This window comes from Streptomyces zagrosensis (assembly GCF_014203645.1).
Lineage (GTDB): Bacteria > Actinomycetota > Actinomycetes > Streptomycetales > Streptomycetaceae > Streptomyces > Streptomyces zagrosensis.
Window position 1 is genome coordinate 1 of record NZ_JACHJL010000036.1, and the last position, 16,119, is coordinate 16,119.

The 16,119-nt window shown below is 68.7% G+C and carries 16 protein-coding genes and 1 pseudogene; 3 read left to right on the plus strand and 14 right to left on the minus strand.

The window, feature by feature from the left end; translation table 11 throughout:
• From FHS42_RS34740 to FHS42_RS34790, 11 genes are all read right to left on the minus strand, one after another.
• A partial coding sequence (locus tag FHS42_RS34740; protein WP_184580122.1) for a non-ribosomal peptide synthetase occupies positions 1-3,289 on the minus strand: 3,289 nt, incomplete at its 3' end.
• Positions 3,290-3,358: 69 nt separating this feature from the next.
• Complete coding sequence (gene sbnB / locus FHS42_RS34745; protein ID WP_184580124.1) at positions 3,359-4,390, minus strand: 2,3-diaminopropionate biosynthesis protein SbnB; 1,032 nt, start codon at positions 4,388-4,390, stop codon at positions 3,359-3,361.
• Entirely contained in the window at positions 4,384-5,397 is a 1,014-nt protein-coding gene (gene sbnA, locus FHS42_RS34750) for a 2,3-diaminopropionate biosynthesis protein SbnA (protein WP_184580126.1), read from the minus strand. The genes sbnB and sbnA overlap by 7 nt, the downstream gene beginning before the upstream one ends.
• Positions 5,394-6,791 (minus strand): condensation domain-containing protein, encoded by a 1,398-nt coding sequence (locus FHS42_RS34755; RefSeq protein ID WP_184580128.1) that lies wholly within the window; start codon positions 6,789-6,791, stop codon positions 5,394-5,396. Before FHS42_RS34755 ends, sbnA begins: the two co-directional genes overlap by 4 nt.
• 3 nt (positions 6,792-6,794) lie before the next feature.
• Positions 6,795-7,043, minus strand: a complete 249-nt coding sequence (locus tag FHS42_RS34760; protein WP_184580130.1) for an acyl carrier protein — start codon at positions 7,041-7,043, stop codon at positions 6,795-6,797.
• A 114-nt stretch (positions 7,044-7,157) separates the two neighbouring features.
• Positions 7,158-8,114, minus strand: a complete 957-nt coding sequence (locus tag FHS42_RS34765) for a beta-ketoacyl-ACP synthase III (RefSeq protein ID WP_184580132.1) — start codon at positions 8,112-8,114, stop codon at positions 7,158-7,160.
• A gap of 24 nt (positions 8,115-8,138) precedes the next feature.
• Positions 8,139-9,113, minus strand: coding sequence for a TauD/TfdA family dioxygenase (locus FHS42_RS34770; RefSeq protein ID WP_184580134.1), 975 nt, complete (start codon positions 9,111-9,113; stop codon positions 8,139-8,141).
• Positions 9,114-9,171: 58 nt separating this feature from the next.
• Positions 9,172-10,107, minus strand: a complete 936-nt coding sequence (locus tag FHS42_RS34775; protein WP_184580136.1) for a TauD/TfdA family dioxygenase — start codon at positions 10,105-10,107, stop codon at positions 9,172-9,174.
• Positions 10,108-10,143: 36 nt separating this feature from the next.
• Entirely contained in the window at positions 10,144-10,893 is a 750-nt protein-coding gene (locus FHS42_RS34780) for a thioesterase II family protein (protein ID WP_184580138.1), read from the minus strand.
• 2 nt (positions 10,894-10,895) lie between these two features.
• Complete coding sequence (fabG, locus tag FHS42_RS34785) at positions 10,896-11,642, minus strand: 3-oxoacyl-[acyl-carrier-protein] reductase (RefSeq protein WP_184580140.1); 747 nt, start codon at positions 11,640-11,642, stop codon at positions 10,896-10,898.
• A gap of 54 nt (positions 11,643-11,696) precedes the next feature.
• Complete coding sequence (locus tag FHS42_RS34790) at positions 11,697-11,957, minus strand: hypothetical protein (RefSeq protein ID WP_184580193.1); 261 nt, start codon at positions 11,955-11,957, stop codon at positions 11,697-11,699.
• Between FHS42_RS34790 and FHS42_RS34795 the strand changes: the two are divergent.
• Positions 11,907-12,545: pseudogene (locus FHS42_RS34795) on the plus strand (site-specific integrase); the annotation flags it as partial. The gene FHS42_RS34790 and the pseudogene FHS42_RS34795 overlap by 51 nt on opposite strands.
• A gap of 106 nt (positions 12,546-12,651) precedes the next feature.
• Here the strand turns inward: FHS42_RS34795 and FHS42_RS34800 are convergent.
• From FHS42_RS34800 to FHS42_RS38900, 3 genes are all read right to left on the minus strand, one after another.
• Entirely contained in the window at positions 12,652-12,990 is a 339-nt protein-coding gene (locus FHS42_RS34800) for a hypothetical protein (RefSeq protein ID WP_184580142.1), read from the minus strand.
• A gap of 205 nt (positions 12,991-13,195) precedes the next feature.
• Complete coding sequence (locus FHS42_RS34805) at positions 13,196-13,891, minus strand: response regulator (RefSeq protein WP_184580144.1); 696 nt, start codon at positions 13,889-13,891, stop codon at positions 13,196-13,198.
• Entirely contained in the window at positions 13,888-15,195 is a 1,308-nt protein-coding gene (locus FHS42_RS38900) for a sensor histidine kinase (RefSeq protein ID WP_184580146.1), read from the minus strand. Before FHS42_RS38900 ends, FHS42_RS34805 begins: the two co-directional genes overlap by 4 nt.
• Before the next feature lie 163 nt (positions 15,196-15,358).
• Between FHS42_RS38900 and FHS42_RS34815 the strand changes: the two genes are divergently transcribed.
• Positions 15,359-15,706 carry an ATP-binding cassette domain-containing protein gene (locus FHS42_RS34815; RefSeq protein WP_184580148.1) on the plus strand — a complete coding sequence of 116 codons (348 nt, stop codon included), beginning with the start codon at positions 15,359-15,361 and terminating at the stop codon, positions 15,704-15,706.
• 23 nt (positions 15,707-15,729) lie between these two features.
• The gene (locus FHS42_RS34820; protein ID WP_184580150.1) at positions 15,730-16,092 is read left to right on the plus strand and encodes a hypothetical protein; all 363 of its coding nucleotides are present in this window, start codon (positions 15,730-15,732) and stop codon (positions 16,090-16,092) included.
• Positions 16,093-16,119: the final 27 nt, after the last annotated feature.

A 16,119-nucleotide genomic window follows, 5' to 3' on the forward strand; every position in this document is an offset into this window, starting at 1 on the left:
CCTCACGCAACCGATGCGCCAAACGATTCGCCCGCACATCCAACTCCGCAAACGACAACCGCACACCACCACACTCAACAGCCACCGCACCCGGAACCACAGCAGCCCGACGAGCCACCAACTCAGACACCGAAACCTCCGGCACCACCACCGCCGTATCATTCCAAACACGCAGTAGCCGACGCTCGTGCACCGATGAGATGTCGATGGCCGACAGGGCCACATCGGGCTCGGCGGCGACGCCTTCGAGGAGCCGTACGAAGTGCTCCGCCATCCGCTCCACGGTCGGTTGGTCGAAGAGTGACGTCGCGTACTCAAGCGCACCGATCAGCGAACCGTCCGCCTGACGCCAGATGAACAGCGTCAGGTCGGTCTTGGCCACCCGCCAGGCGCCCTGGAAGGCGTCCATCAGCACACCGTCGACGGTGACCGAGGTTGATCCCTCGTCCTGCAAGTCGAAAGCCACCTGGTAGAGCGGAGTACGGGACAGGTCACGGACCGGCTGCAACTCGTCCACGAGACGCTCGAACGGCAGCTCCTGGTGCCCGAATCCGGCCATGGCCGTGTTCTTGGTGCGCTGGAGCAGCTCGGTGAAGGTCGGGTCACCAGTCAGATCACACCGCATGACCAGCGAATTGAGGAAGAACCCAACGGTGTTCTGGATTTCGGGACGGAGTCGGCCGGTGACCGGGGAGCCGATGCCGAAGTCGTCCTGGCCACTGTGGCGCGAGAGCAGCGCGGCGAAGCCGGCGAGCAGCGTGACGTACGGGGTCGCGCCGTGCCGGCGGCCGATGCCGCTGAGGGCGTCGGCGAGTCCGGCCGGTACGGAGAACCGCACACCCGCGCCGCGCCCGTCGCGCTGGGCCGGCCGGGGGCGGTCCGTATGCAGTTGAAGCTCGGGCAGTCCGTCCAGCGCGGTCTTCCAGTAGTCGAGTTGGCGGTCGAGGACCGGGTCGTCCGAACGAGCCGCCTGCCAGGCGGCGTAGTCGGCGTACTGCACGGGCAGGGGATCGAGTTCAGGCTCGCGGGCCTCCTCGAAGGCCACGCACAGCTCGCGCAGCTCGCGCTCCAGAAGCACCGTCGACCAGCCGTCGGTGCAGATGTGATGCGTCGTCACCAACAGCGCGGGTCCGCCGGTCGGCAGCCGCACGAGCATGGCGCGCCACAGCGGTCCGTCGGTCAGGTCGAATCCGCGACGGAACTGCTCGCCGAACAGGCCCGCCAGGTCCACCTCACTGGCCTCCTCCACCCGCAGCTCGACCGGCTGCGGGGCGACGACCAGCTGGTGCGGCGCTTCACCGTTCAGCCGGTACCGGGTGCGCAGTGCTTCATGGCGGGCCTCCAGGGCGTCCAACGCCCTCTGCACGGTGTCGGCGGCCGTGCCGGCGGGCAGCCGCAGGAAGAGGGGGGCCACCCATTCGTCGCTGCCCGGGTGCATCCGGTCCAGGAACCAGAGCCGGTGCTGCCCGAAGGTGAGCGGCAGCAGTTGGTCGCGTCGTACCGGCTCCACCGCGGAGACGGCGGGCCTGGCCGCGTCGAGCAGGCGCGCCTGAGCCTCCACGGTGGTGGCGCCGAAGAGCCCGCGGAGCTGGATGTCGTCACCGGAAGCCTTGCGCAGTGCGTCGGCGAGGCGGGTGAGGACCAGCGAGGAGCCGCCGAGCGCGAAGAAGTCGTCCTGGGTGCCGACCCGCTCGACCTGGAGCAGATGCTCCCAGACCTGGGCGACCAGGCGCTCGGAGGGAGTCCGGGGTTCGATGTGGGCGGCGTCTTCGCCGCCGTGGTCCGTGCCCCGCTGCTCCGGGCCGGGCAGCGCGGTGCGGTCCACCTTGCCGTTGCTGGTGAGCGGGAAGGCGTCGACCGGTATGAAGAGGGAAGGGATCATCGGCTCTGGCAGCCGCTTGCGCAGGAAGCTGCGCAGCTCGTCGCGGGGAATCCGACGGCCCGCCGTCAGATGGGCGACCAGCCGCTTTCCTCCGCCGATGACGCGTGCGGTGACGACCGCGCCGCGTACATCGGGGTGTGCGCTCAGGGCGGCTTCCACCTCGGCCGGTTCGATCCGTACGCCGTTGACCTTGACTTGGTGGTCGGCCCGGCCGAGGAAGCCCAGCGCGCCGTCGGAGCGCCAGCGGGCCAGGTCGCCCGTGCGGTACATCACGCTGCCGGCCGGGCCGTGCGGGTCCGGAATGAAGCGCTCGGCGGTCTGACCAGGCTTGCCGACGTAGCCGCGGGCCGTGCCGATGCCCGCCGCGTACAGCTCGCCAACGACACCGATCGGCACCGGGTCGAGGTCCTCGTCCAGGACGTACACCCGCATGTTGTCGATCGGCCGTCCGATCGGCACGGCCTCGGTGTGCAGTGCGGGATCGAACTCCTGGCCGGTGACATCGATGGAGCACTCCGTGGGCCCGTAGGTGTTCCACACCTTGGCGCCGGTGGGCTCACCGATCCGGCGGCACAGTTCGGCGTCCAGTGCCTCCCCCGCGGAGAAGACCAGTCGTAGCCCGGTGCACTCGGCCCAGCCGGGTTCGTCGACGAGCAGCCGCAGTACGGACGGCACGCCCTGCAACACGGTGACGCGCTGCGCGGCGACCGTCTTCACCAGCAGCGCGGGGTCCGACTCGACTCCCTCGGGGGCCATCACCACAGTGCCACCGGCGGCCAGCGGGCCGAAGAGTTCCAGGGCCGCCGCGTCGAAGGTGACGACGGTCTTTTGCAGCACCCGGTCGTCCGCGCCCAGACCCTGGCGGCCGATCAACCAGGCCACTCGGTTCGCGATGCCGCCGTGCTGGACGAGCACGCCCTTGGGGCGGCCCGTCGAGCCGGAGGTGTAGGTGATGTACGCGGCGTGGTCCGGGCCGGCGACCCGGTCGAGCGGCCCGTCGTCATGCGCGTCGAGTCCGTTGTCCGGATCGTCCAGGAGGACGACTCCGCCGGGCGTCGCGGTGGTGAAGTGGGGGGCCGCCGAGGAGGTGGTCAAAACCGTCTGCGCGCCGCTGTCGACGGTCATGTAGGCGATGTGGTCAGCCGGGTGGCCCGCGTCCAGCGGCACGTATGCCGCGCCGACCTTCCACACACCAAGCAGTGCGGCGACCAGTTCGCGTCCGCGCGGCAGGCAGACCGCCACCCGTGCTTCGGGGCCGGTGCCGCGCGACTGGAGCAGCCGAGCGATTTGGTTCGCCCGCCCGTCCAACTGCGCATACGTCATCGGCCCTTGTCCGTCGTCGACCGCGGTGGCGTGCGGAGTGCGGCCGGCCTGGTGGGCGATCAGTTCGTGCAGCGGGACAGACATCTCTTCTCCAGAAGTGGTGATCAGTTACTGCCTGCGAGGGGAGTCCTGCGGGACGTCGCCGATGGCGTCCTAGTGGGGCGCCGACGTCGGCAGAAATCCGTCGATGAGGGTGCCGATGCCGCCCCGGCGTGCCGTGTCCCGGACGTAGCGGGCAAGGGCCAGGTCGAGGACGCCGAGGCCGAACGGCGAGTACACCAGCGGCCTGCCGGGGTCGGGCGTGAGCCGCGCGGTACCGCGCAGCAGCGCCCCGATGCTCGCGTCGATGAAGTCGTGCCGGCCCGTCTCCTCTTCCGCGAGGTGCAGCGAGGTGCGCTCCCGCAGGACGTGGCCGGGGTCATCGACGACGTTGTGCGAAGCGAGTACCGCGGGCACCGTGAGGTCCCGCAGCGAGATGTGCAGCACCACGGTGCTCGGCGAGCAGGTTTCGAGGTCGGTGTACGGGGTACCGGCCGTGGTCGCGAAGGAGATCAGGTCGTGTGCGCCCAGCGCCTCCTTGAGGGAGGTGCAGTGGCGCACCTTCGCGTTGGGCAGCAGCCGCGCGTTCTGTGCGGTGAAGCGCTTGGCGCGCTTCAGGTCCTGGTCGTACACCGCGAGGCCGCTCAGTTCCGGCTGCTCGACGGCGAGGAAGCGCAGGATCTCGCGGTTGATGACGCCGGTGCCGATGAGTGTGACACCGGACGGCTTGCGGGCGCCCAGCAGCAGCCGGGCGCCGAGGGCGGCCGAGGCCGCGGTGCGCTGCGCCGAGATCAGTGAGCCCTCGATCAGCGCCTCGGGGTGCCCGTTCTTCAGGGAGTTCAGCAGGATGGCGGCGCTGGCGCGCTCCGTGCCGGCCTCGACGTTGCCGGGGAACGAGGAGATCCACTTCATCCCGGCGACCTCGTCGGAGCTGCCGTCGGCCCTGCTGTCCGTGCTGGCGCCGAGGTAGCCCGGCAGGCCGATGATGCGGTCCCTCGGCCGGTCCGGGAAGCGCAGGAAGACGGAGTGCGGAAGGCTCGTACGCCCCTCGTCGTGCCGCTGGTAGGCGTCGGCTACGAGATCGATGACCTCCTTCTCGTGTCCGTTCAGCAGTCCGGCGACCTCACGGTGCCTGATGATCAGCATGCTTCCACCGCCACGGTGTGCTCTGGTTCTTTCCAGAGATGTGAGACCTCGCCGAAGTGGGCCCGCACCCAGTCGTCGGAGTAGATCGTGTCGAGATAGCGGTCGCCGCGGTCGGGGAAGATCATCGCGACGTTGCTGCCCGGCGGGACACGGTCGGCGAGCTTGCCCAGGGCGGCCACCACGGCGCCCGAAGAACCGCCGGCCAAGATGGCCTCACGCCGCGTCAGGGTCCGGCAGCCGACCACGCATTCGAGGTCGGAGGTGATCACGACCTCGTCGGCGAGCGTCGGGTCGAACAGGGCGGGACGGATCGCGGCGCCGTGTCCGGGCAGCAGCCTCGGTCCCGACACTCCGCCGAACAGCACACTGCCCAGCGCGTCGACCCCCACCAGGGTGGTGGAGAGACCGTGGTCTCGGATGTATTGCGCGCAGCCGGTCATGGTGCCGCCGGTGCCGGTCGAGGCGAGCAGATAGTCCACCTTGCCGTCCAGCGCCTCCACGATCTCGCGCATGGTCTGCTGGTGGGCACGCGGATTGAGCGGGTTCGCGTACTGGTTGGGCCAGTACGCACCTGGGGTGGCGGCCACCAGCTCGCGTACCCGCTTGAGCCTCATCGGCAGGTACGCACCGGTCTCCGGGTCGACCTGGGTGATCATCTCGACGGTGACCTGGTAGGCGCGCAGGATGGCCAGGTTCTGCGGGGTGGTCTTGGGGTCCACCACACAGATGAAGTCGATCCCGTAGTACCGGCAGATCTGGGCGATGCCGATGGCCAGATTGCCCGAGCTGGACTCCACCACCGTGGACCGGCCCGGAATCAGCTCGCCGTTGCGAATCCTGCCGATCAGCATGCCCAGTGCCGACCGGTCCTTGACACTGCCACCGGGGTTGAAGGCCTCAAGTTTGGCGAACACCCGGGAGGAGAAGTGCGGAAGCAGGCCGCCGAGCTCCACCAGGTGGGTGTGGCCGATCGCATCGAGAATGCCGGGAAGTACCCGTCGGTTCATGATCTGCCGCCCGGGCTGCCGCTCATCGACAGCAGAGCGGCCTTCTCCGCGTCGGACATCAGCGAGATACGGGACACTTTGCGGCCCGGGTCCGCGACTGCGGACTTCAAAATGCGGAGGAATTGGTCGTACAGGCGGTCCAGGGTGTCCCGTTCGAAGAGTTCGGTGTTGTAGCGGAAGGCCACGGTCAGTCCGTACACGTCGCGGGTGACTTCGAGCGACAGATCGCACTGTCCCTCAAGGTGCGGGATCTCCAGATAGGTGATGGTGAGTCCGGCCACCTTCAGGGCGTCGCCGGAGACAATCCCGTTCAGGCCCGAACCGAAGCGCTCGCTGTTCACCATGGTGATGGAGACCCGGTACAGCGAATCCGGTGTCGCCGCGGCCTGGACGACCAGCGGGAACGGATAGCCGGCCCGGGACGTCGTCTGCCGGAGCCTGTCGTTGGCGGCGGCCATCACCTCACCCACCGTGTCGGCCCGGTCGATCTGCGCCCTGATCAGGATCGGGTTGACGAAGTAGCCGACCACATCCTTGGCCGCGCCACGGCGGACCGATGCGGGGCAGGCGATCAGGAAGTCGGCCTGTCCGCTCCAGCGGTGCAGCAGCGTCTGGAAGGCGCCGAGTGCCATGGCGAACTGCGACACGCCCTGCTCGGCCGCGGCGTTCTTGAGCTGCTCCGACAGTGCGTCGGGCAGCTTCCACACCAGGCTCGCGCCGCGGCCGGTGGGGGTCGTGGGCCGGGGCTTGTCCAGGGGGAACTCCCCCGGTACGGAGCCCTTGCACTGCTCCTGCCAGAACTCCGCCTGCCGGTTGCCGCGCGGCGAGTCGAGCAGCGAGCGCTCCAGCTCGACGAAGTCCTGGTACTCGCTGGTGAGCGGTACCCAACCGGGCTCCTCGCCGAGAGAGTACGCCTCGTACGCCTCCAGCAGGTCGCGCCAGAGGGTCCACTGGGATATCGCGTCGGTGGCGATGTGGTGGGTCAGGCAGAGCAGCACCGCGTCGTTCTCGCGGCGCAGGAGTACCGGGCGGAAGGCGCCGTCCTCGGTCAGCCGGAAGGGCTTGCGGGCCTCGGCCTCGAAAATCCGCCTCAGCTCATCGTCGTCGACGTCCGGCACATCGCGTATCTCCAGCTCGGCGACCTCACCGGGCTCGCGTACGTAACGACCGGGGATACCGTCCGGCTCGCCGTAGACCGACCGCAGCATCGGGTGGCGCGCGGTGAGCGCCCGTACCGCCCGCGCCAGGACCACCGGGTCCGGCGCGGGCGCCATGAGGACACCACCCGCGAGGTTGTAGGTCGCGCTCTCGGGAGCCAGTGTGTGGAGCAGCCAGAGCCCCGTCTGGCCCACCGACAAGGGCATCGCCCCGCCAATGGGGTCCGTACCATCCATCGGTCAGACTCCTGCCTTGCTGGCCGTGAGGAAGTCGACGACGTCGCTGATGCGAATCAGGTCGCCGATCTGGTCGTCGGGCACTTCGAGGCCGTACGCCCTCTCCACGGCGGCCAGCAGGTCCATCCGGGTCAGGGAGTCCATGCCCATTTCGTCGAAGCTCAGGTCGGCGGTGACGGTCGCCTCCAGGTCCGGGGCGGTGCGCTCGGTCAGCGCGATAACCTCGTTGGTCAGGTCTTCTCTGGTCGTCATGTGCTTTCCGTTTCATTCCGGTGGACGTACGGGACGTGAGTGCGTGAGGCGAGGGGTTCGAGGGGTTCGAGCCCGAGGGAACGTGCGGTGCGGGGGTACGGCAGCGGTGGTCCGCTACGGCATCCGTACGACCTGGCCGGCGTAGGTCAGACCGGCCCCGAAGCCGAGGAGGAGCGCCTTGTCCCCCGGGGTGCTGCGACCGCTCTCCATGAGCCGGCTCAGGGCCAGCGGCACCGAGGCCGCCGAGGTGTTGCCCGTATCGACCACGTCGTTGACGACACGTTCCGGTGCGATCCTCAGCTGCTGGGCGAGGGTCGTGATGATGCGCTTGTTGGCCTGGTGCGGGACGAACCAGTCGATCTCGTCCATGGTGACCCCGGCGGCTGCACAGGCGCGCTGGGCGACGCCCGGCACGGTGGCCGTGGACCACTTGTAGACGAGCGGGCCGTTCATGGTGACGTACTCGCCGCCGTCGTCCTTCTCGTTGATGGCGATGGCCTCATGCCGCTTGCCGTCACTGCCCCAGACCGAAGGACCGATGTTCGGCCTGTTCGAGTGGGAGACCACCACGGCACCGGCGCCGTCACCGAAGATGACGAAGGTGTCGGGGTCCTCCGGGTCCATCCAGTCGCTGGTCCGCTCCACACCGACGACGAGCACATGGCGGGCATCACCGACGCGTACCACGTTGGACGCCATCGCCAGCGAGTAGGTGAAGCCGGCACAGACCGCGTTGAGGTCGTAGGCACCGGAGTTGGGCAGGCCGATACGGCTGGCCACCTCGGGGGCCATACCGGGCATCCGCTTCCTGCGGGTGGCGGTGGCGGTGATCGTCAGGCCAACTTCGGCCGGGTCGATGTCCGCGTGGACCAGGGCCTTCTCTCCCGCGGCCACCGCCATGGTGACCATGTCCTCTGAATCATCGGCGCGGTACCGGGTCTTGATGCCCGTGCGCTGCGTGATCCACTCCGGGGAGACCGTCGTCATCCCCGACAGCTCCTCGTTGGTGACCTGACGGCTCGGCCGGTATCCGGCTATTCCGGAGATGCGCGAGCCAATGATCTCGGTCATGTGTTCCTCAACTCCCCTGTGCCATCAAGCGTTTGACGGCTCGGCCATGGCAACGGCGATCCGCCGCGGCCCGGTGAACGGCTCGCGCGCATGCGCCGCGAGCATGTTGTCGACGATCAGCACGTCGTCGCGCTGCCAGTCGAAGCGGACAGCCGCCGACCGGTAAGCAGCGCGGAGATGGTCCATCACGTCGTCCGGAATGGCCTCGCCATCGCCGTAGAACGTGTTCGTGGGCAGCTCCTCGTCGGCGAAGATCGCGCGAAGTCCGGCGCTGACCTCCGGGGCAAGGGTGCTCACGTGGAAGAAGGTGGCGTGGTTGAACCACACCTCTTCGCCAGTGACCGGGTGGCGGTGCACCGCGTCGTGGGCGGCGGTGGTGCGCAGCGCACCGTCCGGCAGCCACTCGGCCTCGATGTGACGGTCCTTGCAGTACCCCACCACGGCGTTCCTGTCGGAGGTGTTGAACGCCTCCTGCCAGGGAACCCCGAAGCCGGCGTGGAAGTTGCGCACCACCTGCCAGCCGCGCCTCGTGAACTCCTCGCGCACCTGCGGATCGATCGACCGCAGCACCTGCCGGATGTCGGCGAGCGGAGTGGCGCCCTCGGTGAGCGCCGGCTCGACGCAGTAGAAGTACAGCCGCTGCGGCCAGACCGCCTGGTAGGAGTTCTCGTTGTGCAGGAAGATCTCCTCGTCCTGCGGATAGTCGGTCGAGGTGTAGACCTGCCCCTTGATGGTCGAGCGAGGCGACGAGCGCTCCGCATAGGCCAGCGGGGACGTGCCCGAGTACGCCTCGACGACTCCGCTGAAGCCGTCCACACCACCGACCTCGAAGCCGCGCAGCAGCAGCGCCCCGCGCTCGGTGAGCAGCTCCCGCAGCTCGGCGTGGTGCTCGATGACGTAGTCGTGAATTCCGGTACCCGCAACGGCGGGCCGGCGAAGCCCCGGTACCGTGCCGCTCCCCGCCCAGCCGGCGGGTACCTCTTCCGAGGTGATGGTCATGATCAACTCGCTCTGTCGTCGGAGGGTCTGCTGCGGAAGCCGGGGGCCGGACAAGGCCTCAGTCGGACATCGCGACCAGGATGCGGCGGTCGCCGGTAAACGACCGGCGGCCGTGTGCGAGCAGGACGTTGTCGATCAGCATCAGGTCGCCCGTGCGCCAGTCCACGTTCACGGCGGACTCCAGGCCGCGGTCCCGGATCTGGACGACGTACTCGGCGGGGATCTCGCCGCCGTCGGCGAAGGTCACCGACTGCGGCAGTTCGTCAGCCGACAGGATCGAGTACAACTCCGCGGCGGTGTCGTCACCGAGACCGCTCGGGTGCCACTGGTCGGCCTGGTTGAACCACACCTCGACACCGGTGACCGGATGCTTGGTGGTGGACGACCGCTGCGACTCAACGCGCAGGCTGCCGTCACGGCGCCACTGCCACTCGGCGCCCGTGCCCTTCAGGAAAGTCTCGACATCCGCGCGTTCGCTGGTCTCGAAGGTGTCCTGCCAGCTCTTGCCGAGGCCGTAGCCGTCATGCAGGTTTTGCACGTAACGCACTCCGCCGGCGAAGGCCTCGCGCACCTCCGGGTCCAAGATGGCAAGCCACTTGGCGGAGTCGAGGACCGGCGTCGCGCCGCCGGTGCCGGGCTGCGTCTGGCAAAAGAACGCCAGTCGGCTCGGCCAGGCGTGGGCGTAGCTCATCTCGTTGTGCATCGAGATGTCGAATTCCTGCGGGTACTCGGTCGAGGTGTAGACGTTGCCGCCGACCTTGGTGCGCGGCGAGTTGCCGTGCACATACGCCAGCCGGCTCGGCAGCAGGTGGTCCAGCACCTTATCGAGGGTGTCCTCGGTGATGCCGAACCCCCGGAAGACCAGGCCCTTCTCCCGTACCAGGGTGTCGGCCAGTCCGCCCTCCAACTGGCCGATTTGAACAAGCAGTTGATCGACCCCGCCCTCGCCCTTGGCCTCGATCTCCAGTGGCGCCCATGTCTGGGTGTTCGTCACGGCGCTGCCCTCTCGCTGTAGCCGTCAGATCGTCTGTCAAGCCGGGACATGAGCCAGCCGCTCCGCGATGTCCGCGGTCAGCTCCGCCTCCCGGGGGGCGAGGTAGAAGTGGTCCCCGGGGAAGGACCGCAACGTGAAGCCGCCGCTGGTCAACTCCTCCCAGGCCAATACCCTTTCGCGGATGCAGCCCGGGTCCCGGTCACCCTGGTACGCGACGATCGGGGCGCGCAGCCGCACCGGGTTCTCCGGCTGGTACGTCTCGATCAGCTTGTAGTCGGAGCGCAGCACGGGCAGCAGCAAGTCACGCAGCTCGGGGATGCCGTAGGCACCACCGCCGAGCGTCCCCAGCCGCCCCACACCGGCGATCAGCACCTCGTCGGCGGCCCGGTGCAGCTGGGTGCGGGAGGTACGGTGCGGGGCGTCGCGACCGGAGAGCAGCACCGCCACCGGGCCTTCGCCGTCCCCGACCTCCAGCCGTGCCGCCGCCTCGTAGGCCACCGCGGCACCCATGCTGTGCCCGAAGAAGACCAACGGTGTGTTCCGGTAAGGGGTGAGTGCTTCGGTGATCTCACCGACCAGTTCGTCCATCGACTCGATGCACGGCTCGGAGAGCCGCTCCTGCCGGCCGGGATAGCGCACGGCGAGCAGCTCGATGTCGGCGGACAGCCGCGCGGGCCAGCCATGAAAGAGCTGGGCATTGCCACCGGCATGCGGGAAGCCGATCAGCCGGAGCCGAGGGGTGCCCTCCCGCTCGTACCTGCGAAACCAGATCTCCGAAGCGCTCACCCTCACAGCGCCATGCCTCCGTCGATCCGCAGGACCTGTCCGGTGATGTACTCGGCCTGCGAGGAGACCAGATAAGAGACCAGCGCCGCCACCTCGTCAGGGGTGCCGAAGCGCCCGAGCGGAATGCGTTTGATGGCCTCCGTAGCCACCGCCTCCGGCACCGAAGCGACCATCTCGGTGTCGATGAAACCCGGGGCCACCGCGTTGGCGCGCACACCGTACCGACCGAACTCCTTGGCCAGCGCCTGGGTCAGGCCGATGATCCCTGCCTTGGAGGCCGAGTAGTTCGTCTGTCCCGCGTTGCCCACGACCCCGGCAACCGACGCGAGGGTGACCACCGTGCCGGCCCGGCGCCGGATCATCGCCCGCACCACCGAGCGCAGCAGGTTGTACGTACCGTCCAGATTGGTGCGCAGTACCGAATCCCACTCGTCGTCCGACATCAGCGCCATCGGGCGGTCACGGGTGATACCCGCGCTGGTGACCACCGCGGACACCGGGCCGAGCTCCGCCTCGGTCTCAGCGACAAAAGCCCGGACGCCGGTCCGGTCAGCGACGTCGACCCTACGGACCAGGGCGCGTCGGCCGACCGCCCGGATCTCCTTCTCGACCTGCTCCGCCGCCGCGTCGTCCGAGCGGTAGCAGATCGCCACATCGAAACCGTCCCGCGCAAGCCGGGCGGCAACCGCTCGACCGATGCCACGCGACCCCCCGGTGACCAATGCCACCCGCGCCTCTTGATCGGACACTCTTCCCCCATCCGTTCGAATGAAACAAGAGTGCGTTCCCCGGCTATATCCGGCCTATACGGCTTCCAGCACCACCGTCACCACCACGGTCACCACCACCGTCACTGTCTGTGGCCGTCGGTAGAACGAACCCGTCATGCCCTGGCCCGAGGTGTGGCCCGAGGTAACGCCCGAGGTGTGGCCCGGGGTGTGGCCCGAGGTGTGGCCGATCCTGGCCGGCGTACGGACGCCGCTGCTCGCGCCCGGGGTCGCTGTCGTCGCACCTTCCGAGGGACACGACGTGGCGAAGGCTGCGGCGTGCGCTGGGAAGATCACTCGGCCAAGGCCCGCTCACTCGCCATCGCCACCCAACTCGTCCAGGACGGCTGGGAGGTCCATGAGGGTGCTCCCAAGACCGACAGCGGCATCCGCCTAATCGCCGTCGACGAACAGACCAACCAAGACCCCCTGGCCCACAAGGCCCACCAGCAACAGGAGCGACAGGCATGGGGCGAGGGCTGGCAGGACACCGGACGGATCTTCACCCAAGAGGACGGCTCCCTCCTCCACCCCGGCAAGGTCAGCGACCTCTTCGAGCGTCTGACGGATGCCGCCGGCCTGCCTCCGATCCGGCTCCACCACCTCCGCCACGTCGCGGCGACACTGATGCTCGCCGCCGGGGCCGACACCAAGGTGATCTCCGAAACGCTCGGCCACTCCGACACACGGGTCACCCGGGACATCTACCAGTCCGTCTCGGACGTTCTCGCTCGCAACACCACCGAGAAGGTCGTACAACTCGTGCCGCACGCCCGGAGGCCCCTGGCCGCGGTGAAGGACGAGGAGCCAACGAACTCCCCCCGCCGGCCCAAGATGACGCCTCCGCGCAAAAGCGACGAGGCCAAGAAAGAACGCCCCGCCTGATGCAGGCGAGAAGGAGCCTCGGTCAGCGGGTAGCTGACCGGGGCTCGGGCATGTGATCAGTGCCACCAATCGGCTGCTGCGCGCCCCTAGTGATCGCACAGCGTGACTATCGCCCTTCCCGGGAACAACCTCGTCGCGAGCACGCGTTTACTCCGGTCCGCACCATGCGAGCGTCGGGCCGTGGGCTCTTCTCGCGAGGCGCTGACCCCGCCCATGATCTTCGCCACAGGAGCAGATGCTCCAGTTCGCCGACCTCCACATGGTCGGCCACTGAGTCCACCCGTTCGACGGTCACGGCGAGAGCACCGGCGGGTACGTCGGCGAAACCGTCGTGGTGGCGTTTGACCAGGGCTGCGCCAATGTCCGTGGCGAAGTCGAGCAGGTGTGCCGTTGCGGGACCGTCACCATGGAGGAACGCGTATACGCCGCCTTGGGCGGTGGCCACGACCAGATGATGGCCCAGGGACTCGACGGGGACGCTCCCGTCCGGTCGTCCACGCGGACGGTTCGTAGGGCGTACGGGGGACCCGCCCCCCTCGCTCCGCTGTCAGCTTCCGGAGCCGGCTGCACTGATGTCCGAAGTCGTTTGCACGTGTTCGTGGGCTGACTGAGCGGCCACTTCCGCGAGTCGGCGCTGTCAGCCGAGTTGGTTACGGGCTGTCGTGGACGCCCGGAGTTATCAGGGTGGATTCGTAGGCGAGGACTACTGCTTGGACGCGGTCGCGGAGGTGGAGTTTGGTGAGGATTCGGGTGACGTGGGTCTTGACGGTTTCGATGCTGAGGGAGAGGGCGGCGGCGAGTTCGGCGTTGCTGAGGCCGCGGGCGAGGAGGCGTAGGACTTCGAGTTCGCGGGGGGTGAGGGTGGTCAGGTCGCCGGTGGGGGGCGGTTTGCCGGCGGCCGGGCGGGCGAAGCGTTCGACGAGGCGGCGGGTGATGGTGGGGGCGAGGAGGGCGTCGCCCGCGGAGACCAGGCGTACGGCGGCGACGAGTTGCTCGGGAGTGACGTCCTTGAGGAGGAAGCCGCTCGCGCCCGCGTTGAGTGCCTCGTAGACGTAGTGGTCGAGGTCGAACGTGGTCAGGATGATGACGCGGCACGGGCGTCCGTCAAGGGCCGGTGAGGGGTCGGCCATGATGCGGCGGGTGGCGGCGAGGCCGTCGAGGCCGGGCATGCGGATGTCCATCAGGACCACGTCGGGCCGGGTCCGGCGCACGGCGGCACATGCGTCGTCGCCGTCCGCGGCTTCGGCGACGACGTCGACGCCGGCGGCAGCGAGGATCATGCGGAACCCGGAGCGTACGAGCGCCTGGTCGTCGGCCACGACGACGCGCAGCGGGGTGCCGGTCACGGCGCCGGCACCGGGATCGACGCCTGGACGCGGTAGCCGCCGGCCGGCAGGTGCCCGGCCCGCAGTCCGCCGCCGTGCAGCGTGACGCGCTCGGTCAGGCCGAGCAGCCCGCGCCCAGCGCCGAGGGGTTCGGGGCGCCGTCCGTCGACCGGCCCGTCGTCGGCGACCTCGATGCGTATGGTGTCGGGCGCATAGGTCATCGTGACGTCGGTGTGTGCGCCCGGGGCGTACTTCAGGGCGTTGGTGAGTGCTTCCTGAACGACGCGGTACGCGGTCAGTTCGATGCCGGGCGGCAGCGGGCGCGCGTCGCCGCGGGTGTGCAGGCGTACGTCGAGGCCCGCCGTCCGTACGCGGTCCAGCAGTAGCGGCAGGCGGGTCAGGTCGGGTTGCGGCGCGAGCGGCGGCCCGAGCGCGTCGCCGTCCGGCGCCACCGACCCGCCGGGGTGCGGCGGCGCCTCCTGGGCGCTGAGGACGCCGAGCAGGTGTCGGAGTTCCGCCATGGTCTCCCGTCCACTGGTCTCGACCGCGCGCAGCGCCTCGGTCGCGCCGTCGGGATTCGAGCGCAGGACCATGCGGGCCGCCCCGGACTGGATCACCATCACGCTGACATTGTGGCTGACGACGTCGTGCAATTCGCGGGCGATGCGGGCACGTTCGCGGGCGACCGCGACTTCGCGCTCGCGTTCCGCGCGCAGGGCGCGGCCGTGGAAGGCGCCCGCGCGCGTGCGCCACGTGCCGATCGTGCGGCCGGTGACCCACATCGTCGCCATCACCGCGAGCGGGACCAGGCCGGGCGGGCCCTCTTCGTCCCCGGGGAACCTCGCCGCGAGCGCGAGTGTCGCCACGCCGAACACCCCTGCCGCGACCGGGAGTCGCCGAACGTGCGCCGCGACCGAATACGCGCCGATGGCCACCGCCATGACTCCGGCGACGTTGCCGTCGTTCCCGTCGGTGATCAGCATGATGCAGACCTGTGCGGTGAACACCGCGATGGGGCGGGTGCGTCGCCACGCCAATGACGCCGTGATCAGGATGAGAAACACGACCGCCCAGACCTCCGGCGTGGTCCCGGTGTCCGGCTCCAGGTACGAAACGCCGTCGAATTGTTGGGGCGGCTGCGGACCGTCCTCGGGCTCGATGACGTACGCGAGCAGGTAGAGGCCGATCGCCGTCATCACCGCCGCGAGCAGCCCGTCGCCGCCGCGCGGACCCGGTCGGCGCAGGAACGCCGCGAGCCGGCCGGACACCTGAGAGGGCGTCAGTCCGGGACTGTGTGCGGGCATCGGGGGCGGTGAGGCGGTCACCCGGGCATTCTCGCCGGATCGGCGTGCCGCGTACATCATGCGTACGAACCGTCCACAGTCCCTCGCAAGCGCTACCCGCCACGGTGTACCTCGCACGAGGGACGCCAGGTTGGCTCGCCGTGCGGACGACCGGTCGCCGAGCCGCCACCTAGCATCCCGGGCCATGACACACGTGATCCGGCTCGAAGCCGTGTCCAAGCGGTACGACGCGACAGGCCCCATCGCACTCGACCAGGTCAGCCTGGCCGGCGGGGAACGCGAGGCGGTGGCCGTCATGGGTCCGTCCGGCAGCGGCAAGTCCACGCTGCTCAACCTGATCGCGGGCCTGGACCGGCCGACCTCGGGCGACGTGACGGTGGCCGGGGTCCGGCTCGACGTGCTCTCGGAGACCGGGCTCGCCAAGTTCCGCCGCCGGCACATCGGCATGATCTTCCAGTTCTTCAAGCCTGCTCGACGACCGCATCGTCGCCGACGACATCCAGCTCCCGGCCGAGCCCGCCGAACGGCCTGATTCCAAACAAGGAGAAACCCCTGATGGACAACCTCAAGAAGATAGCGATGTGGACAGGAATTATCCTCACCGGTTTGTGTGGCGTCATGCTGCTTGGTGGCGGCAAGGTGATGTCAGGAACCCTCCTGATTGCTACGGCTTTTATCATGGTTCTACCGGTCAGGCGACCCAAGGTCCCCCGTTGGGCTCGAATCGGATTGATCTGTGCTGTATTCGGGGTTGTGATATGGAATATATCCACCACCGACCTTCCGAATCCTTCGAATGGGATGGCGATGAGCTGCGATAATGAACACGCTGACACATATACGTCAACTGGGTTCAAGTTCTTGGATCAGGTGACGTATATCTTTAGCGACTTTCTATCTCAAGCCGCGCCTTCCTAATACGGGTATCCCTTCTCAATCGATCTT